The organism is Kitasatospora sp. NPDC051170 (assembly GCF_044455705.1).
Lineage (GTDB): Bacteria > Actinomycetota > Actinomycetes > Streptomycetales > Streptomycetaceae > Kitasatospora.
In genome coordinates this window covers 1-19180 of record NZ_JBITFA010000006.1, presented here as the reverse complement: position 1 = coordinate 19180, position 19180 = coordinate 1, and the positions used below count along the sequence as shown (strand labels likewise).

19 protein-coding genes and 1 tRNA gene are annotated in these 19180 nt (G+C 71.1%); 13 read left to right on the top strand and 7 right to left on the bottom strand.

All coding sequences use genetic code 11. The annotated features are described in order from the left end of the window. Positions 1-3 precede the first annotated feature (3 nt). The gene (locus tag ACIBCA_RS14975) at positions 4-1647 is read left to right on the top strand and encodes an alpha/beta hydrolase (protein WP_396283296.1); all 1644 of its coding nucleotides are present in this window, start codon (positions 4-6) and stop codon (positions 1645-1647) included. A gap of 13 nt (positions 1648-1660) precedes the next feature. On the opposite strand, the gene leuE is transcribed toward ACIBCA_RS14975, so the two are convergent. After that, the gene (leuE, locus tag ACIBCA_RS14970; protein WP_396283295.1) at positions 1661-2314 is read right to left on the bottom strand and encodes a leucine efflux protein LeuE; all 654 of its coding nucleotides are present in this window, start codon (positions 2312-2314) and stop codon (positions 1661-1663) included. Positions 2315-2483: 169 nt separating this feature from the next. Here leuE and ACIBCA_RS14965 point away from each other — a divergent pair. After that, positions 2484-2557, top strand: a tRNA-Thr gene (locus tag ACIBCA_RS14965). Positions 2558-2687: 130 nt separating this feature from the next. On the opposite strand, the gene ACIBCA_RS14960 is transcribed toward ACIBCA_RS14965, so the two are convergent. Beyond that, positions 2688-4283 (bottom strand): tyrosine-type recombinase/integrase, encoded by a 1596-nt coding sequence (locus ACIBCA_RS14960; RefSeq protein WP_396283294.1) that lies wholly within the window; start codon positions 4281-4283, stop codon positions 2688-2690. Further along, entirely contained in the window at positions 4280-4948 is a 669-nt protein-coding gene (locus tag ACIBCA_RS14955) for a helix-turn-helix domain-containing protein (protein WP_396283293.1), read from the bottom strand. Before ACIBCA_RS14955 ends, ACIBCA_RS14960 begins: the two co-directional genes overlap by 4 nt. A gap of 124 nt (positions 4949-5072) precedes the next feature. Between ACIBCA_RS14955 and ACIBCA_RS14950 the strand changes: the two genes are divergently transcribed. From ACIBCA_RS14950 to ACIBCA_RS14925, 6 genes are all read left to right on the top strand, one after another. Further along, complete coding sequence (locus tag ACIBCA_RS14950) at positions 5073-5300, top strand: hypothetical protein (protein ID WP_396283292.1); 228 nt, start codon at positions 5073-5075, stop codon at positions 5298-5300. 302 nt (positions 5301-5602) lie between these two features. Continuing rightward, a complete protein-coding gene (locus ACIBCA_RS14945; protein WP_396283291.1) occupies positions 5603-6931 on the top strand; it encodes a DUF3631 domain-containing protein in 1329 nt (442 codons plus the stop codon). Positions 6932-7410: 479 nt separating this feature from the next. Then, positions 7411-8211, top strand: a complete 801-nt coding sequence (locus ACIBCA_RS14940; protein ID WP_396283290.1) for a DUF2637 domain-containing protein — start codon at positions 7411-7413, stop codon at positions 8209-8211. A gap of 247 nt (positions 8212-8458) precedes the next feature. Further along, complete coding sequence (locus tag ACIBCA_RS14935) at positions 8459-9349, top strand: hypothetical protein (protein ID WP_396283289.1); 891 nt, start codon at positions 8459-8461, stop codon at positions 9347-9349. Beyond that, positions 9339-11090 carry a relaxase/mobilization nuclease domain-containing protein gene (locus tag ACIBCA_RS14930; RefSeq protein WP_396283582.1) on the top strand — a complete coding sequence of 584 codons (1752 nt, stop codon included), beginning with the start codon at positions 9339-9341 and terminating at the stop codon, positions 11088-11090. Before ACIBCA_RS14935 ends, ACIBCA_RS14930 begins: the two co-directional genes overlap by 11 nt. 643 nt (positions 11091-11733) lie before the next feature. Next, a complete protein-coding gene (locus ACIBCA_RS14925; RefSeq protein WP_396283288.1) occupies positions 11734-12681 on the top strand; it encodes a hypothetical protein in 948 nt (315 codons plus the stop codon). A 256-nt stretch (positions 12682-12937) separates the two neighbouring features. Here the strand turns inward: ACIBCA_RS14925 and ACIBCA_RS14920 are convergent, their stop codons facing one another. The 4 genes from ACIBCA_RS14920 to ACIBCA_RS14905 are packed head-to-tail and all read right to left on the bottom strand — an operon-like array spanning position 12938 to position 15257. Next, entirely contained in the window at positions 12938-13225 is a 288-nt protein-coding gene (locus tag ACIBCA_RS14920) for a hypothetical protein (protein WP_396283287.1), read from the bottom strand. A gap of 3 nt (positions 13226-13228) precedes the next feature. Continuing rightward, the gene (locus ACIBCA_RS14915; RefSeq protein ID WP_396283286.1) at positions 13229-13828 is read right to left on the bottom strand and encodes a GNAT family N-acetyltransferase; all 600 of its coding nucleotides are present in this window, start codon (positions 13826-13828) and stop codon (positions 13229-13231) included. 23 nt (positions 13829-13851) lie between these two features. Further along, positions 13852-14247: a hypothetical protein gene (locus ACIBCA_RS14910; RefSeq protein WP_396283285.1), complete on the bottom strand. Its 396-nt coding sequence runs from the start codon at positions 14245-14247 to the stop codon at positions 13852-13854. Further along, the gene (locus tag ACIBCA_RS14905) at positions 14244-15257 is read right to left on the bottom strand and encodes a hypothetical protein (protein WP_396283284.1); all 1014 of its coding nucleotides are present in this window, start codon (positions 15255-15257) and stop codon (positions 14244-14246) included. The genes ACIBCA_RS14910 and ACIBCA_RS14905 overlap by 4 nt, the downstream gene beginning before the upstream one ends. Positions 15258-15563: 306 nt before the next feature. Here ACIBCA_RS14905 and ACIBCA_RS14900 point away from each other — a divergent pair, with 306 nt between their 5' ends. The 5 genes from ACIBCA_RS14900 to ACIBCA_RS14880 form a co-directional block, all read left to right on the top strand. Beyond that, entirely contained in the window at positions 15564-15821 is a 258-nt protein-coding gene (locus tag ACIBCA_RS14900) for a hypothetical protein (RefSeq protein ID WP_396283283.1), read from the top strand. Positions 15822-15904: 83 nt separating this feature from the next. Then, positions 15905-16645 (top strand): hypothetical protein, encoded by a 741-nt coding sequence (locus tag ACIBCA_RS14895; RefSeq protein ID WP_396283282.1) that lies wholly within the window; start codon positions 15905-15907, stop codon positions 16643-16645. Between the two features lie 2 nt (positions 16646-16647). Continuing rightward, positions 16648-17955 carry a UDP-N-acetylglucosamine 1-carboxyvinyltransferase gene (locus ACIBCA_RS14890; RefSeq protein WP_396283281.1) on the top strand — a complete coding sequence of 436 codons (1308 nt, stop codon included), beginning with the start codon at positions 16648-16650 and terminating at the stop codon, positions 17953-17955. A 2-nt stretch (positions 17956-17957) separates the two neighbouring features. After that, complete coding sequence (locus tag ACIBCA_RS14885; protein WP_396283280.1) at positions 17958-19001, top strand: serine hydrolase domain-containing protein; 1044 nt, start codon at positions 17958-17960, stop codon at positions 18999-19001. A 36-nt stretch (positions 19002-19037) separates the two neighbouring features. Beyond that, positions 19038-19180: transposase (locus tag ACIBCA_RS14880; RefSeq protein WP_396283581.1), on the top strand; the 143-nt coding region annotated here is incomplete at its 3' end.

Genomic DNA, 19180 nt, shown 5'->3' with positions numbered 1-19180 from the left:
CGGATGAGGGGCAACGGGCGGGTCGTGGGGCTGGCCGGGGTGCTCGTGGTGGCGCTGGTGGCGGGCGTGTCCGCCGGGTGCACCTCGGGGCCGACCGGGGCGGACGGGGTGCGGGCCTCGGGCGGGGCGGGCGCGGGTGTGGGGGCGGGGGCGGGGGCGCCCTCCTCCGACTCGGCCGCTTCGTCCTTCTCCTCGGCCACGCCGCTGGAGCCGCTGCCCGCCGCCGTACCCGCCGCGCTCGCGCCGTACTACGCGCAGCGGCTCTCCTGGCAGCCGTGCGACGGCGGGTACGAGTGCACCACCTTCCGGGTGCCGACGGACTACGACCGCCCGGGCGACGGTGACCTGACCCTGGCGGCGGCGAGGGCGCCCTCCGTACCGGCGGGGGCCGCCGCGGGGGCCCGGCTCGGCTCGCTGCTGCTGAACCCCGGCGGGCCCGGCGGCTCCGCCGTCGAGTACCTGGAGACCGCCGCCCGCACCTACGACGCCGGGGTGCGTGCCCGCTACGACCTGGTCGGCCTGGACCCGCGCGGCGTGGGCCGCAGCAGTCCGATCAGCTGCCTGTCCGGTGACCGGATGGACGCCTACACCTCCGTCGGCCTCACTCCCGCCGACCAGAACGGGATCGACGCGCTCGTCGCCGCCGACAAGGAGTTCGCCGAAGGCTGCCGCCGGCACGCCGGCGCCGCCCTCGGCCACCTCAGCACCGTCGAGGCCGCCCGCGACATGGACGTGCTGCGCGCCCTGCTCGGCGACGAGCGGCTCACCTTCGTCGGCAAGTCCTACGGCACCTTCCTCGGCGCCACCTACGCCGGGCTCTTCCCCGGCCGCGTCGGCCGCCTGGTGCTCGACGGCGCCATGGACCCGTCCCTGGACTCCGTCAGCGGCAACCGCACCCAGGCCGGCGGCTTCGAGACCGCCTGGGCCGCCTTCGCCACGGACTGCGCCAAACGCGAGGACTGCCCGCTCGGCCGCGCCGAACAGCAGATCGGCGAACAGCTCACCGCCCTGCTCACCGGCGTCCAGGACCACCCGCTGCCCACCACCGACAGCGGCCGCCGCCTCACCGGCTCACAGGCCACCACCGGCGTGATCCAGGCGCTCTACGCCGACTTCCTCTGGCCCAAGCTGCGCTCCGCGCTCACCGACGCCCGCGCCGGGGACGGCACCGGGCTGCTGAAGCTCTCCGACTCCTACTACGGGCGCGAGGCGGACGGCTCGTACCCCAACCTGATGTTCGCCAACACCGCCGTCAACTGCCTCGACCTGCCCGCCCCCTTCGGCTCGCCCGAGGACGTCCAGCGGGCGGTGCCCGAGTTCGAACGGGCCTCGCCGCACTTCGGCCGGGGCATGGCCTGGATGGCGCTCGCCTGCGCCTACTGGCCCGTCCGCGCCACCGGCGCCGCCCACACCATCCGGGCCGCCGGGGCCGCCCCGATCGTCGTCGTCGGCACCACCAGGGACCCGGCCACCCCCTACGCCTGGGCCCAGTCCCTCGCCGGACAGCTCGAGTCCGGGCGCCTGCTCACCTACGAAGGCGACGGCCACACCGCGTACGGGCGGCGCAGCGGCTGCGTGGACGGCGCGGTCAACCGCTACCTGCTGACGGGGGAGGCGCCGGAGCAGGGCAAGCGCTGCGCGCGGTGATCGGGCGCCGGGCTCACGCGGACGAGACGGCGAGCTTCGCGGCGAACCCCGCGAACATCACGGCCACCCCGCTGGTCAGCGTCGCGGACAGCCGCTTGCGGCGGCGGAAGGCGCTGGAGAGGGTCGTGCCCGCGAAGATCAGCACCGACAGGTACAGCACGCTGAACGTCTGCAGGACGCCGCCCAGCAGGGCGAAGGAGAGCGCGGGCTGACCGTAGGACGGGTCCACGAACTGGGTGAAGAAGGAGAGCAGGAACAGGATCGCCTTCGGGTTCAGCAGGCTGATCACCAGCGCCCGCCGGAACGGCCGCTCCGCCGTCTCACCCTCGGCCTCCTCCACCGCGCCCCCGGCCTCGGCCCGCCGCTCCCGCCACAGCTGCCGGGCCGCCCGGAGCATCCCGAACCCGATCCACAGCAGGTACGCGGCCCCGCCGAACTTCACCACCGCGAACACCGCCGGATTCGCCTCCAGCAGCGAGGCCGCCCCCAACGACGTGAGGCTGATCAGCGTCAGGTCCCCGACGAACACCCCCGCCGCGGCCCGGTACCCCGTCCGCACCCCCTTCCGGGCGGCGACGGACAGCACGTACAGCGAGTTGGGGCCGGGCAGCAGGACGATGACGAGGGCGCCGAGCACATACGTCGCCATGTCGTTCACACCGAACACGGTGCACTCCCAGGGTGGGGCGGGTCGAGGGGGCGCTCATCGTAACGTCACACCACTGATCGATTGAAGCGACAACCACTCCCACCCCACCCCCCTCACCCACCCCGGCTGCGGACCACCCGCCAACCTGTGTAGACTGGCCCGCGTTGCCACCGCACGTGGCCACGGTGCCGCCTTAGCTCAGCTGGCCAGAGCAACGCACTCGTAATGCGTAGGTCGCGGGTTCGAATCCCGCAGGCGGCTCAGACAAGGCCCAGGTCATCTAGCCCATGACCTGGGCCTTTTGCCATTCCGTGACGTGTGAGCAGGCGTCAGCGCCGCGCTACAAGATCGCTTGCGTGAGCGATGCGTGAGCGCCGGTGTTGATCTTGGGTTAGCCCTTGGCCTTCTTGGCCTTCGGCTTCGCCTTCTTCGCGGCCTTCCGCTTGGCCTTCTCCGCTTCGGCGGCAGCCTTGGCGAGAGCTTCGGCTTCGGTCTTCCGCTGGAGGGGGACGAGCTTCGCGGCAGCCTCGGCGGCGTCCTTGGCGATCTCGGGCAGGACGCTGGTGTAGATGTCCGAGGTGATCTTGATGGAGGAGTGGCCGAGCATCTCGGACACCACCTTCATGTCGACCCCGCCCGCGAGCGCGAGGGTGGCCGCGCCATGGCGGAGGTCGTGCAGGCGGATCGGCGGCAGGCCGGAGGCGGTCACGAGTCGCTCGAACATCTCGGTGACCTTGCCGGGGTGGAGCCAGGAACCGTCCTCGTTGGTGAAGACCCGGCCAGTGTCCTTCCAAGCCGGCCCCCAGTCGCCCCGCTCCTTCTGCTGGCGCTCGCGGTGGCGCCGCAGGACGGCCACCGTGTCGTCGTCCAAGGCTACGGTCCGGAAGCTCCCGTCGGTCTTGGGGTCGGACTCCTCGACCTCCCAGCCGTCCTGCACGAGCTGGGCCGTCACGGTCAGCGAGCTGTTGTCGAGGTTGGTCTCGGACCACAGCTGGCCGCACGCCTCGCCCCGGCGAAGCCCGCGGAAGGCGATCACGTGCCACGTGGCGTACAGGCGGTCGGGAGCCACGTAGTCGAGGAACGCGCCCGTCTGCTGCGGCGTCCAGACCATCACGGGGGAGGGCTTCACGCCGGTCGCCTGCCACTGGGCGACCCGCTCCGGCGTCCAGACCAGAGCCTTCGGCTTGGCGGCCGGGTCGAGCTTGACGTGGGCGGCCGGGTTGAGGGTGATCAGGCCCTCGGGGATCGCGTCGTTCAGGGCGGTCCGGAGCGTGGCCCGGATGCGCTGGCGAGTGGCCGCGCCGGTCGTTCGCCGGAAGGGCGGCATCTCGGCGAGCTCGGCGCGCAGAGCCTTGCGGCGGGCGCGGTTCTCCACGCCCTTGATCGGCACCGTGGCGAGCTCGGCCTTCAGTGCGTGCCGCAGGGCGTTGTTCTCCAGGATCTCCTCGTTGGCGTCGGCGATGGCCGTGAACATCTCGGCGAGCGTGCTCACCCGCAGCCGGTCGACGCGGATGTGCCCGATGCGGGGCTTGAGGTGAACCCGCACGTCACACTCGTAGCGGGTGATCCCGGACTTGCGGATCTTCTTGCCGGCCAGCCAGGTATCGAGCCACTCGCCCACGGTGACCCGGCTGGACAGATCCTGACCGGCCTTCAGGCGGTTGCGGGTCTCCTCGATGTCGGGCAGCTGGGCCTTCTCGTCGGCGACCTTCACCAGCAACTCGCTGATCAGGGCCAGGTCGTCGGGGTCCTCCTTGCCGAGGGCGAGCAGACCGCGGACGTGATCGAGGTCGGCCTGCGCCTCCTTGAGCGTCTCGTAGCCGGCGCGGTTGAACGAACGGCGGGTGCCGTCTTCGGCGTTGGGCAGCTCCTGGCGTATGGAGTAGGAGCCGTGCTTACGGGTGCCGGCCCTCGGGCACGCCTTGCCGAGCGGCTTTCCGGTCTCGGCGTCGCGGCAGTAGCAGCGGTGGTAGGTGGAACCCTTCATTCGTCCTCCAGATCGGTATCGGTGTTCAGTGGGGGAAGCTCGGCGTCGAGAAAGTCGAGACTCGGTGCGAGTTGCGGGACTTCCAGGCCGATCTCGCGTAGGTGTGCCCTGACGGGTTGAAGCCGCTCGCGGATGGCTGCGACGAAAGCGTCGAGTTTGTCCTGTGAGCCGGGAGGCCATTCCTCCCGGAACAATTTGAATTCCATCTGGAACGCGTCGTGATGTTCCTCCTGGAGCGCTTGCCAGATCCGTTCGTGCTCCCGGTAGAGGCGGAGCCGGTACATCCCGAGCGAGTGGCGGGCCTCTCCTGTGAAGTGGGTGAGCGCCGACCAGCGGTCGCTGGGCATCTCTGGCAGGTAGTCGAACGGGCCGCCGAGGGCCGGGGAGAAGAGCAGCTCGACGGGAGCGATGTCCAGGGCCTCGGCCACGACGATCAGCTCGGGAATTGTGATCGTCTTGCGCCTGCCGGACTCCCAGTTGGCGATGACGTTCCGGGGGACTTCGTAGCCCAAGTCCCCTGTTTCGTCGGCCACATCCTGCGCGGACAGTCCAAGGTCTTGCCTCCTTCGGGTGATTGCTCGGATCACGTCCTTGGTGATCCGTTCGGGCCAGTCGGGTGCGTCTTCGTCGTCGGTGGACCAGTGTTCCTCGCGGCGTTGTGTCATATCGACACAGTAGCCACTGGAAAGCTCTTCTCCGTTGCGGCACTCCGCCGCAGCCCCCGTCCGGGGGAAGCTCAGATTTGTAGTTCATGTGCGAACTGGTGACATATCGGCGACGGCGCAGGGGATGGGTCGGGCCGAACTTCTCAGGCTGCCGGCGGCCATCGACCTCGACACCGCCAACCGGGCCATCGGCCTCGGGCGGAGCAAGGGCTACGAGCTGGCCAGCCTCGGCGCGTACCCCTGCCGGGTCCTGCGGCTGGGCAAGAAGTACCGCGTGATCACAGCGGACCTTCTGCGCCTGCTCGGCATTGAGGCGGCGATCGGCGAAGGTCCGGCGGCTGATGCAGCTTGACGTGGTGAGAGCCCGATCGACAAGCCTGTCTGCCGTGGGCGTACTTGCCCGATTGGAGTGGATCTACCCGGCATGTGTGCGTAGGTTCGTGGTCCCCCGGCGGCCTCGGCCGTCGAGGGACCACTGCCAACGTGTAGGCAGGTCCTCCGAGTTGGGTGGACTCAACCTCCCGAGCTCACCCGCCCTGGACGCACGAAGGCCCCCGGTGCTGGAACACCGAGGGCCAGGCGAAGTCCCTATCCGCGACCTTCATCGGTGGCGCGCGACGGATCAGGTCCCGCGCCCCAGTCTGGAGCTTCACCATGGAGTTTACGGGCCACACGCCCGATGTGGCAGCCCCCGCTACGAGTTGGCCTCCGGTCGCCAAGCCGGGCGGGCCCGGCACCTACCTGCCCGCCCAGCAGGCCCCCCTGTCCACAGCCTGTGGACACGGCGCCGAGGCGGCGCCTGTCGAGCCCACCGTCCCGGACGGGACCGACCTGATGCCCGACACCGAGGCGACCGAGGGCGCTGACCTGCTCGCGCAGTTGAGGGCCCAAATCGCGAAGTTCGTGATCCTTCCCTCCGAGCAGGCCCTGGACGCCGCCACGCTTTGGGTCGCCGCGACCCACCTGCAGGGTTCATGGCAGCACGCCCCGCGCTTGGCCGTGGTCGGCCCGGCCAAGCGCTGCGGCAAGTCCCGCCTGCTCGACGTCCTCACCGAGACGGTGCACAACCCCGTGGCGACGGTGAACTCGTCTCCGTCCGCGATCTTCCGCTCCATCACCGAGGAGCCGCCCACCCTGCTGGTGGACGAGGCGGACACGATCTTCGGCAGCCCGAAGATGGCCGAGAAGAACGAGGAGATGCGCGGCCTGCTCAACGCCGGGCACCAGCGCGACCGCTACGTCCTGCGGGTCGTCGGCAAGGAGCACGCCCCGGGCAGGTTCCACACCTTCGCCATGGCGGCCATCGCCGGCATCGGCGACCTCCCCGACACGATCATGGACCGCTCGATCGTGATCCGCATGCGCCGCCGTGCCGAGGGCGAGCGCGTCTCCCCGTACCGCACCAAGCGCGACCGCCCCGCCCTGCACGCGATCCGCGACAAGATCGCCCGCTGGACGGCACCGCTCGCCGACCAGGCCCTGTGCCTGGAGCCCGCTATGCCGGTCGAGGACCGCGCGGCCGACACCTGGGAGCCCCTGGTGATCATCGCCGACCTCGCCGGAGGCTCCTGGCCCCGCCGTGCCCGCCAGGCGTGCAAGCGCATGGTCGACGCCGAGGTCCAGACGGAGGAGGACAACCCCGGCGGCGCGCGGATCCTCGCCGACATCCGCCGGATCTTCCACGCCGCCAGCGAGCCGGAGCCGGACAGCATGACCACCGGCCAGCTGCTGTTCGCGCTCAACGGCAACGAGGAGGCGCCGTGGGCGGAGTCGGCCCGAGGCGGGCTGACCCCGCGCGCACTCGGCGCGATGCTCCGCGAGTTCGGCATCACCTCCGGCAACGTGCGCCTCGGCGACGGAACCCAGCGCAAGGGCTACACGCGCCACAAGTTCCTCGACGCCTGGCGCCGCTACTGCCCCGCCGTCCACCCCATCACCTCCACGGCCATGGACGAGAGCGCGGGCACGGGCAGCAGAGCCTGACCAGGCTTCCCGAACTGCCGTCCCTGCCGCCCCTGCCGTAACAGCGCAGGTCACAGCACCTGTCGCCGGGACGGAACGGCCTCCCAAGACGGAACACTCCCGCACCGGGGACGGCAGCACCCCGCCTGCAAGACGGCGCGCGGGACGGCAACCGTCCCAACCCGCCACCGGCCCCGCCGCCGCCCCGACCACGGCGCGAGCGGCGGGCCCACCCGGGACGGGAAACACATCCGTCTTGTGCCGTCCCAGCCGTCCCTGCCGTAAAACCGCAGGTCACAGGCTATGTCGCCGGGACGGATACGGGCCCCAAGACGGATACCGCACCGTCCCGAACCCGAACACCGCTGCGTCCAAGGCACCACCCGGGCAGCCGAACCCGCCCCAGCCCAGAGCCAGTCCCGCAGCCCCAAGACGGCGAGACGGCAAAGACGGCAATCCCACAAACCACCACCGCCCGACCCGCGAGGACCACCTTCCGCATGACCGCCACCACCCCACCGCGTCTGCCCCGCCCGGACGCTGTCCTCGTACAGGCCGCCATCGCAGGCGCCCTGTCCTTCGCCCACCTCCACGACATCGCCGAAGCCGCCGGACAACACGGCTGGAAAGCCTGGGCCTACCCCGTCTCGGTCGACCTGCTGCTCGTCGCCGCCTGGCACCGCATGCGGACCCTGCGCACCACCGGACGCCCGGCCGGCACCGCCTGGACGTGGTTCGCCATCGCCCTGACCGCCTCCCTCGGCGCCAACGTCGCCACCGCCGGACTCCTCGACCTCGCCCACGTCCCCGCCTGGCTGCGGATCCTGGTCGCCGGATGGCCCGCCCTCGCCTTCTTCGGCGGCACCCTCCTCGCCCACAACACCAGCGCGACCGCGACCGCCACCGACCCGAAGCCCGCCAAGGACGAACTCCCGCTCCGCGAAAACCCTGAGCCTGCACCGGCTACCGAGTCCGCACCGGTGACGGACGCGGAGCAGTACGACCTACCCGCCGACGAACCGGTGCTCGAGCCCGACGACGACGTCCGGCCCGACAGCCGGGAACCGGTGGTGGGCGCCAAGCGCACCGGCCGTAAGCCCGCCGCCTCGATGGACGAGCTGGCTGAGATCGTCCGGCCCGCCGTCCAGGAGCATGGCCCCACCCAGGCCGTGATCAGGACAGTCCTGCGCGAAGCCGGCATACCCATCGCCAGCGACCGCCTCGGCAAGCTGACCCAGCGCTTCAAGGACGAACAGGCCAGCCAGCAGGCCGACGCGCAAGCCAGCGCCTCGGCGGCCTGACGCCCCGCCGCTCGCCCGAGCACCGGCCTGCTTCCGGACCGGGCGAGCGGCGCCTCACCGACGCTGACCGACGCTCACCGGAACTCCCCCAGTGCCCATCCGGGGACCCCAGAAGTCCTGAACCGGCGACGTCTACACCGGAACTCCGGCACCGCCAAACCCCTCTTCCGCCGGATCATCACCCCGCATCCGGCGAACACCCCACCAACGACAACCACTGCCCCGACAGAAGAACCGGAAGATCCCCGTGCCCGACCAGCAGCACCACCTCGACCCTGCATTCGCCTCGCCCGAGCAGGACGCCCAGCAACGCGGAGCCGGTAGCGGCAAGCCCGGCCGTGGCGGCATACTCGCCCGAGTCAAGCAGGCCCTGCCCTGGACCAGCCACGGTCACGACAACGACGGAGCAAGCTGGGGCAAAGTCCACAACGCCGTTGGCGCCGCGGACTTTGCGCTTGCCCCCGCCCCAGGGGTGGCGGGGCAGGACCGGCGCGAGGGCGCGCCGGACCAGGAGGTCGCGACCGAGGGCGGCCAAGACCAGGACCAGCTTCCCGAGCATGATGCCGAGCCGCGCAGCGACATCGACGCCGAGCGTGCCGACGCCGCCGACCGCGTCGTGCGTGAAGCGCCGACCGTCACCGTCGCCGAGTTCATCCACGAGCGCATTCCGGTGCTCGACCGCTTCGTACTTCCGGTGGACGACACCTCGCTTCCGCTGGCGGTGCGGATGTACCGGCCGCGTTCCGGAACCACGCGCGATGACCAGGTGACCTGCTCGGTGGAACCGGCCGAGAAGGAGCTGCTCGACTTCGTCGCCAAGAAGCTCAAGCGCTCGCGCTCCTCCTTCCTGGCGGATTCCGCCATGAGCGTGGCCCTGGCCTACCTGAGGACCGGCCGCCGCGACGCCTTCGTCCCCATGCCCGACTACGAGGCCGTCACCCTCCTCACCGAAGCGGTCGGTACCCACCAGCGGGCGATCGACCGGGCCGGCAACAACCTCAACCAGCTCATGGTCGAGATCTACCGGGGCGAGATCCCGGAGCGCGCCATGGAGACCCTGGACGCCCTTCACGCCTGCGCGATCGAGGCCCGTCATGCCTACCAGCGCGTCCTGCCGGGAGGCCGCCGTGGTGCCTGACGTCTCCACCGGCTCGCGCACCCGCGGCCTGCTCTCCTACCTCTTCGGCCCCGGTCGGCGCGACGAGCACACAGACCCGCACATCGTCGCCGCGTTCGCCATGCCCGGCCTGCCCGACCCCGGCCGAGCGCCCCTCGACCAGCACCACGCCCTCCTCGACGAGCTCGCCGACTACCTCGACCAACCCGTGCGCGCACGCGAGAGGCGCGTCGGCACGAAGGTGCCGCAGCACGTGTGGCACTGCCCCGTCCGCACCGCGCCCGGCGACCGCTACCTCACCGACGCCGAGTGGGCCGAGGTCGCCCGCCGCATCGTCCACGCCACTGGCATCGCGCCCGATGGCGACGACAAGGGCTGCCGGTGGATCGCCGTACGTCACGCCGACGACCACATCCACATCATGGCCACCACCGTCCGCGAGGACGGCCGCCGTCCCCGCAACAAGCGCGACGGCCAACGCGCCCAAGCCGAGTGCCGCAAGATCGGGAAGGAACTCGGCCTGCGCCAGCTCAACTCCGGCGACCACACCGCCGCCCCGATGCCCACCAGCGCCGAGCAGGCCAAGGCCCAGCGCACCGGCCACCAGCAGACCGCCAAGGAGTGGCTGCAGGAACAGGCCCAAGCCGTCGCCGCCGCCGTCCGCGACGAGCAGGAGTACTTCTCCACCCTCACCGCCCTCGGTATCGAGGTCCGCTACCGCATCGGACCCGGGAGCGGCGACGTCATCGGCTACAGCCTCGCCCGCCCTGGCGACGTCAACGCCCAAGGCGAACCCGTGCACTTCGGCGGCTCCAAGCTCTCCCCCGACCTGTCCATCAACCGCCTGCGCGAACGCCTCGCCGCCCAGCAGCCCACCACGCCCGCACGGGGTACGGTCGAACCGGACCGCTGGCGACAGGCCGAGACCACCCTGCGGGAGACCGCCCGCTTCGCCTACCAGGACCAAAACCACCCCGACGTGCCCGACGTCGACGCGTTCGACACCGTCGTCCAGGCCCAGGCCGCCGCCTTCGGCGAACTCCTCCACACCGCCGCCCTCACCGCACCCGCCCAAACCCGCGCCGAACTACGAGCCGCCGCAACCGCGTTCAACCGCGCCACCCGATCCAAGGTCCGTGCCGAACACCAGCAGGCCGCAGCCCTCCGCACCGCCGCCAAGCAACTCCTGCACACCGTCGGCTCCGGCGAGGACGGCGCCACCGCCGCCGCCCTGCTGTCCACCGCCGTCTTCGTCGTGATCGCCATTGCCCGCTGGCACCAGACCCGAGGCCACCAGCAGCAAGCCCACGCCGCCCAGCAGTCCCTCGTCCACCTGCGAACCGCCTACCGGCAAACCGCCGAGCCGGTCATAGCCGACCTCACCCGCCGCACCCCCACCCCCAAGACCACCGACCGCCTCGCCGCCCAGGTCCACGCCGCCGTCCCCGACCACGCCCAGCGCATCCTCGCCGACCCGTCCTGGCCCGCCCTGGCCACCGCGCTCGCCCAGGCCGAATCCTCCGGCCAACCACCCCGCCGAGCCCTCACCGAGGCCGCCCAGCAACGGGAGCTCACCACCGCCGACCGACCCGCCGAAGTCCTCCTCTGGCGCCTGCGCAACGCCACCAGCGACCGCATCGACCAGCGCACCCAGGCCGCACGCGCCCGCACCGGCAGCCGCACCACCCCGACACCCGCACCCACAACACCCGCCGTGCCGACCGGCGCCAAGGCCCCCAACGACCCCACCCGCCGACGCTGACCCCGACCGGAAACACCCGATGCCCCGAGCCCCGCCCACCCAGCCACACGGACGCCCGTACGCACAGATGTCGCTTCGATGTCTTCTCCGGCGGCCGGGAACCATCCCGGCCGCCGTGCGTCTTGTGTGCTTGCCAACCGTCACCCGACACCGAAGGGCACCACTTGACCAACCCCAGCACCGAGCACGACGGCCACCACAGAGCCGTCATCCGCGCCGTCCCCACCCCGGCGAACTCGACGCCCGCGGCATCCCCATCATCTGCCCCACCTGCCGGCCCGTCGCGAGTGGCTGCTCCTCAACGTCCGCCACCAGGTCTTCGTCCGCTGCCGCTGCGCGACCGAATGGCACGAGCCCGGCCTCACCCGCGCCCACTGCGACCTGCACTTCACCGACCCCGAACACGAGTGAGACGACTACGACACCGCCATGCGGGCACTCGCCTTCGACAGCATGCTCGCTGGCACCACCTGGGACTGACGTCGGCGTTCATTTGTGAGTGCACCAACCGGTACCCGCGAACGTGCACACGGCGCCGTACTCCAGAGCGTTGGCAGCAGCGGTTCTGCTTCTCGACCGAACGTGAACTGTCAGCGGCGGAGGGGAGCATGGCGGGGACTTGTCCCCTCATGAAGGGCTCGCCGTGCCGTCGATATCCCCCGAGCAAGCCCGAGCCGACATGATCCGGTACGGCAACTGCACGCCCCGGATCCCCTACCCGGGCAAAGCCCGGGCGCCATGGGAGTGCGAGTGCAACGCGTGCAAGGAGATCATCTACCCGAACCGGAACAACGTCATGAACGGCCAGGGGGCCTGCAAGTACTGCGCGCCGAACGCCCCTGTTGATCCGGTCAAGGCGGTGGCCCTGATGCGCGACCACGGGTTCCGCACGCTGGTCGATTTCCCCGGCGCCAACAACGCCTGGCTTTCGGAGTGCATCGCGGCTGGCCACCTGGTAGCGCCACGGTACGGAAACGTCAGGCTCCGCCATGACGGCTGCCAGTTCTGCAAACGGTGCGGCTTGGTCTCCCAGGCGGTGGCTGCGGCCGGACTGGAGCTGCGCATGGTCGAGGCACTGGCCGACATGGAGTCGGCCGGGTTCAAGCCCGTGGAGCCGTTCAAGGATGCTGCCTCGCCGTGGCTCTCCCTCCACAACGAATGCGGCCAGCTCGTTAGCCCCAACCTCAACAATGTCCGCACCCGGGGTGGGTGCTGCGAGTTCTGTGCGAAGTACGGCCTTGACCCTGAGGCCCCCGCCTGGCTGTACCTCCTCGACCACACACTCTACGGGGCGTCGAAGATCGGCATCACCAGCCAGTACACCCAGGAAGACCGCGTGGCCCGCTTCGAGAACGTCGGCTGGAAGGTCATCGCCAAACTGCCGTTCGCCAGCGGCAAGGGGGCCCGCGAGGTCGAGCAGGCCGTGATCAAAGCGCTTCGCCCGGAAGGCCGACGCAAGAAGGAGGGTTTCCTGACGCCCGCCCAGATGCCCGCCGGAGGCTGGACCGAGACCTTTGACGCCACCGCAGTCCCGGCCTCTCTGCTGCTGTCAATGTCCCAGAGCCATGGCGATTCCTCGATCGCTGTGTGATGCCCGGTGACGGCGGTCCGCGTTGCATTGCACCGATCGGTGCACATACGGGTGTACGCCAACAACTGATCCTGGGACACCTCCGGGGCCAACACCGGACGACGGTGCTGGCCCCGAAGGAATGGGTGCAGCCATGCGCAGGCAGTGCACCGGAGGTTCGAATCTGCCAGACCCGCAAGGGTGATGGACCTACCGGCGAGATAGCAGCCAGCCGGCGCGGCGGTGGCGGCCGACCCGTCGTCCAGTCGCTTCACGGTCACGCCCGCGCGGGAGTGGGCTCGTCGTTGAGCAGGATCGAGCGCCAGACCCGTTCCTGGAGTTCATGGATGCAGGGATCACAGGCGTACATGGGTGCCTGCGCTCCGGCGACGGTGGCGGGGCCGATCCACAGCACCCGGGTCCGCTGGTGACCGCAGTACAGCCAGCAGAAGCCATCGACCCAGGCGTTGCCGTCATCGGTCGTGGGCGGGTCAGGCACGCCACCACGAGCGAACTCTGCGATGCCGGGTATCACCATGTGCGACACGGCCAGTTCGGGCAGCACGGGTCACCCTCCCGGCCCGCGTCCACCGCCGAGCTCGATGCCCCCGCTGGACTCCAGCCCGTCGATGGGCGCCCACTCGTGTTCCAGGACCGAGTAGGTGATCGAGTCGCGCCAAGCACCACGAACGAAGACGTGGTCGCGAATGCGACCGTCCTCGGTCATGCCGGCGCGCAGGAGCGTCCGTGCGGATGCCTCGTTGAGCGGGGAGCGAGCGGCCCAGATGCGGTGCAGACCAAGGACGTTGAATCCGAGGGCGCACAACAGGTGGACGGTCTCGGTGCCGAGTCCCTTGCCCCACTCGGCGGTGTGGAGGGCGAAGCCGATGGTGGCGGCCTCCTGCGGTTCGGTGGCCAGGCGGGCGTACCCGGTCAGCTGGTGCTCGCCGAGGCGGGTGATGGCCAGGCAGTACTCGGTCCTGGGGGTGGCGTTCGCGGCGGCGATGGAGCGGTCCGTGATCGCCTGGACCTGCTCCCGGGTGCGGGGTTCGAAGCTGAGGTGCCGGGTGGCCTCGGGGTCGCCGTAGACGGCCAGGAGGTCGTCGGTGTCCTCGGGTTCGACTTCGCGCATCGCCAGGCGGGGGCCGGCCAGGTGAACTGGGGTCATGGCCGCGGAGCCTACCTGCGCGTTCACCGGATGAGGACGGACGTCGGGCTGGCGGTGAACGCCTCGATCTCCTCGCGCAGGTCGGCCGCCCCACCGATAGCACCTCGACCTCCGGAGGGGAGCGCGGCGTGGACGCGCTGGGCACTGCTGGTGATGCCGAAGTTCCGCTGCTCGACGGGGAGGTCGAGCACGGGTCGGACGGCCTCGGCGGCGCCCTCGATCTCGCCCCGGGCGAGGCGGGCGAGCGCGAGGTCGGTTTGGGCGCCCGCCTCGTCGCCGAAGGCCCACTCCTCCTCGGAGGCGGTGCGGTAGGCGGCGACGGCGGCCTCGGACTGGCTCTCGCCGAGCGCAGGGTCCTCGCCGAGGTGCACGGTGGCCTCGGCGACGTAGTAGAGCTGGCGGGGCTCCGGGAAGGTCATGATGCCGCCGAAGCCGTCCAGGTCGTCGAGCTGAACGACGGCCCGAGCGTCCTCGGCGCGCTGGATGGCGGTGCGGGTGGCCTCCCCGTCACCGAGGAGCGCGTGGGCCCGGGCGGAGAGACAGGCCAGCCACACGCTGGTGGTGCCCCGGACACTGCTGGCGGCAGCCTGCCCGAGGTCGGCGTAGTCGGCGGCTCGGCCGGGCGGCCGGCCCAGTAGGAGATGAGCGACTGGAGCGAGCGGACCCAGGCACGCATGGCGTGGTGGTCCGCGTTGTCGGCGCAGACGAAGGCGGTACGGGCCTGCATCATCGCGGCGCTCGGGTTGCCCAGGTCGTGGCTGGCCTTGGCGAGCATGCCGGAGGTGATCCCGGCGAGCAGGTACAACTCACGGGCCTGCAGCGGCTTGACCCGGCCGTGCTCCAGCAGCCGGAAGGTGAGGTCCTGGACCTCGACCAGGTCGCCGAGCAGGGTCGGCAGGGCGAGCTTGGGGTACGCGGCGGTGAGCCGTCGTACCTCGTCCTGGATCTGACCCAGGGTTTCCGGGCCGATGCTGCTTCCTTCTGCCATCGCGGTGAACCGAAGTGCACGACGAGCTGCCATCGTGACCTGCCTTTCCAATTCCGTGGTGCCCGCGTCGAAGCGGGTCTCGTTGTTGGACGGACCACCGGCAGGCAGTACCGCTGCCTGCTCGGAGGAGAGGAGGACAGGGACCGGCCGTGGCGGCGGGACGACGAACGAGGCGGCGGGTGCGGGCGCAGGCAGCGAAGCGGCCGGTGCGGGCGCGAGGAGTTGCACGACGCTGACGCCGAACATGGCCTCCAGCACTCGGCACTGGTCCGGGTAGGGGCGGGTCTTCACCGCGCCGCCGTACCAGCACTCGAACTGCCGCTTGGAGACCGACATGCCTCGGAGCCGAGGGTCGTTCTCCTGCTCGGCGGCCGAGTTCGCGGTCGCCTCGAACCGGAGGCGGAAGGTCTCGTAGACCTGCCAGTGCCGCTGCAGCGTCAAGACCCTTAAGAGTGTGGGAGTTTCGACCACTGCGGATCCTCTCCGTCCCCGTTCGTCTGCTTCTGACGATAGCCATGGTCAGGCGACAGGAAACACGTTCGAGGGCCGCACGGGCCAGATGACGGCAGCCATGACGGCGGTCATGACGCACGACGTCGTCTGCCGCGCGAACCAGGTCCGGCGACGACGCTGCCATGACGGCGGCGATGTCGTATCCATGCCCAACCGCCCGCCGCCATGCTGAACAGCCTTCGCAATCCGCGCACAACCGACAGCGAAGCGTGAGATCGAGGTGGGAGGGATCCGATGGACAACGCCACGACCGGACACACCGCCGACGCGCGGCCCCTGGCGGATACCGAGACGAACGGAACCGCCGAAGAGGGCCGAGCCACTCGCGCCCGGCATCGCCCGGGGCTGACCATCCGCACGTTCAGCGTCGCCCAGGACGGTACGCGCTACGACGACTCCGGCGTGACCAGCGCCGCCCCGGGCCCCGACGAGTACGTCGCCCGGATCGAGGTCTGGCCCGCCTGCGCCTGCCCGCAGCATCGCGCCGGCTGATCTGCGCGAGTCGCATCCCCCACCCCGGGGCCCGACAACGCCCCAACCCTTTTCCACTCGCTCGCCCGAGAGGAGAACCAGCCATGCACCGGCTGACCGACGCGCCCGCGCTGCACACCGGACTTGAGCGCATCGACTACCGCACCACCCCCGAGTACTACTTCGACACCGAGCAGATCACCGACCCGGTGGTGCTGCACCTGCTGAGCCGCTGCCCGACCGTGTTCGGCATCAAGAAGGCGATCACCGACCTGCTCGCCGGCAACCTGGACATCCCGCTGCCGGAGGCGACCGGGATCATCGAGCCCGGCGCCACCGTTCGGGGCCACGTGATCGTGGCGCCCGGGGCCGTCGTCGCCGAAGGCGCGTTCGTCACCGGACCGGTGCTGGTCTGCCCCGGCGCGGTGATCGAGGCCGGCGCCCGGGTACGCGACAACACCGTCGTCGGCCCCGGCTGCCGCATCGGTTTCGGAGCCGAGGTCACCCGCTCCCTGCTGACCGGCGGGGTGTTCATGAAGCACACCAGCTTCGTCGGCGACTCCGTGCTCGGACTCGGCGTCAACATCGGCGCTTTCGTCTCCACCACCGGCCTGCGGGTCACCTCCGGGCCGGTCACCGAGCCGGCCACCGAAGAGGTCTGCGCCCACCTCGACGGCCGGCGCATCGCCACCGGCCAGACGAAGTTCGGCGCGGTGGTCGGCGACGGCGTGATCGTTCCCGCCGGCACCGTCCTCCAGCCCGCCACCCTGATCGGCGCGCACACCCTGCTCTACCCGAAGACCCAGGTCGGGGGTTTCTTCCCGGCCGGAAGCCAGGGAAGGTGACCATGCCCACCACCGCCACCACCACCACGACGACCGACGAGCGGGCCGTGCGGATCACCGGCGGCCGCCGCCTGGCCGGCACCGCCACCGTCCAGGGCAGCAAGAACATCGCCCTGCACCTGTACGCCGCCGCGATCCTCGCCGACGACCCGCTCACCCTGGCCGGTGCACCCGAGATCCTGGACACCCTGGTCGTCGCCGACATCCTGCACCGCACCGGCACCCGCGCCACCGTGACCGGCGACGAGTTCGCCACCCGACCGGCCGACTCCTACGTCCCCGTCATCCCGGACGACCTCGGACGGCGCATCCGCACCACCGCGGTGATGGGCGCAGCCCTGCTGGCCCGCGCCGGCAAGGTCACCTTCCCCACCCCTGGCGGGGACGCCTTCTGCGCCCGCTACATCGACCGGCACCTGGCCGCGATGGAAGCCGCCGGGGCCGAGGTCGAGGTGAACCGGGGCCGGGTGCGGGCCCGCCTCACCGGCAAACGGCTGCCGTTCATCACCGACGCCGAGACCCGCTCGTGGGGGCCGAGCCTGGGCGCGACGGTCACCGCGATGCTGCTGGCCGCCCGCACCCCGGGCACCTCCGCGATCCTCAACCCCAGCGTGGAACCCGAGGTCACCCACACCGCCGCCCTGCTCTCGCAGGCCGGCGTCGGCATCGAGTGGCGCGGCAGGAAGGCCCTGAACGTCACCGGCACCGACCGCATCCGGGGCGGGGTGTTCACCGTGCCGCCGGACCGGCTGGAGGCCGCCACGCTCGCGCTGGCCGCCGCCATCACCGGCGGCACCGTCCACCTGGACGGTTTCCCGCCGGCCGCGTTCCCGGACGGGCTGGTGTCGGTGTTCGCCGACGCCGGAATCCAGCTCCACCCGCTGGGCGGCGGAACGACGGTCAGCACCCCGGCCGGGCCCCGGCCGGTACAGATGGCCACCGGCCCGCACCCCGGCTTTCCGACCGACGTGCAGCCGCAGCTGACCGCCTTCCTCACCCAGGCCCAGGGCACCTCCCGCATCGACGAGCGGATCTACACCCGGCGCGACACCCACCTGCCGGCCCTGGCCGCGTTCGGCGCCGCCGTCAACGCGACCGGCTCGGTGATCACCGTCCGAGGCCGGTCCGCCCTCACCGCCACCGACGTGGCCGGGGAGGACATCCGGGCGGTGACCGCTCTCGTGATCGCCGCCCTGGCCGCCGAGGGCACCTCTACGATCCGAGGGATGTACCACCTGCGGCGCGGATACGGCAGCCTGCTGCCGAAGTTGGCCGCGCTCGGTGCCCACCTGACGATCGACCAGGAGTAGCCGTGACCAACACCGTGCCGTGGACCCCGAACGCGCTCGCCGACCTGCGCGACTGCCTGGACCTGATGACCGCTGACGGCACCGTGCCCGGAGGGGTCATCGCCCACGGCACCTTCGACACCGAGCCCGGCTACCTGGCCTCCGGCGTCGTCGCCCCCGAGTGCGGCGACGCCCGGCCGGGGCCGGACACGGTGTACGACGTGGCGTCGCTGACGAAGGTGCTGGCCACCTGGTTGCTGGCCGGCTGCTCCCTGCTGGACGGCTTCACCCTGGACACCCCGATGTGCGACCTGCTGCCCGGCATCCCGGCCGAGGCACCCGGCGGCCGGGTGACGGTCGGCCAGATCCTGTCGCACACCTCCGGTCTGCGGGCCGACACCCGCCTCGACCGGTACCGAGGCCGCCCCGAGCCGCTGGCCGAGCTGATCTGCGCCGAGGACCTGATCGCCGAACCCGGAGCCGCACACCGCTACATCAATCGCGGCTTCATCCTCCTGGGCCTGGCCCTGGCCCACTACCGCGGCCGGCGCCTGGACGAGCTGGCGGCCGAGCTCTGGCAGGACCTCGGCATGACGAGCACGACCTACGGACCGGTGCCCCGCTCCGCTCAGGTCGCCCCGACCGAGCAGCGGCTGCCCGGCGGTCCCCGACTGTGGGGGATGCCGCACGACGACAACGCGGCCCTGCTCGGCTCAGTCGCCGGCCACGCCGGGGTGTTCACCACCCCGGCCGACCTCGCCGTCTTCGCCGCCCACCTGCTGTCCTCGCACGCCACCGATGGGCCCTTGGGCCGCTGGCTCGCCCACAGCATGCGGCCGCAGGCCGAGATCGAGCCCGGCCTCGACCGTGGCCTGGCGTGGATCCTCGCCGACGAAGGCCGCGTCGCCTACCACCACGGCTTCACCGGCACCAGCCTCTACCTCTCCCCGGCCACCGGCCGCTACCTGGCCATCTGCACCAACGCCGTCTACCACCACCAGGACAACCGCACCCGCCTCGCCCCGCTGCGGGCCCTCGCCCTGAAGGCGATCACCGACGAACCCTAGGGGTCGTCTTCAAAGCTGATCAAGTGATGAGGGATCATGTCCGCCATGGTGCGTCGTCATGAGCTTTCGGATGCCGAGTGGGCTGTGCTGTCGCGGTTTCTGCCGGCTTCGGGGGTGGCCGGTCGTCCGCGGTCGGACGACCGGCTGGTGCTGAACGGGATCGTGTGGAAGCTGCGGAC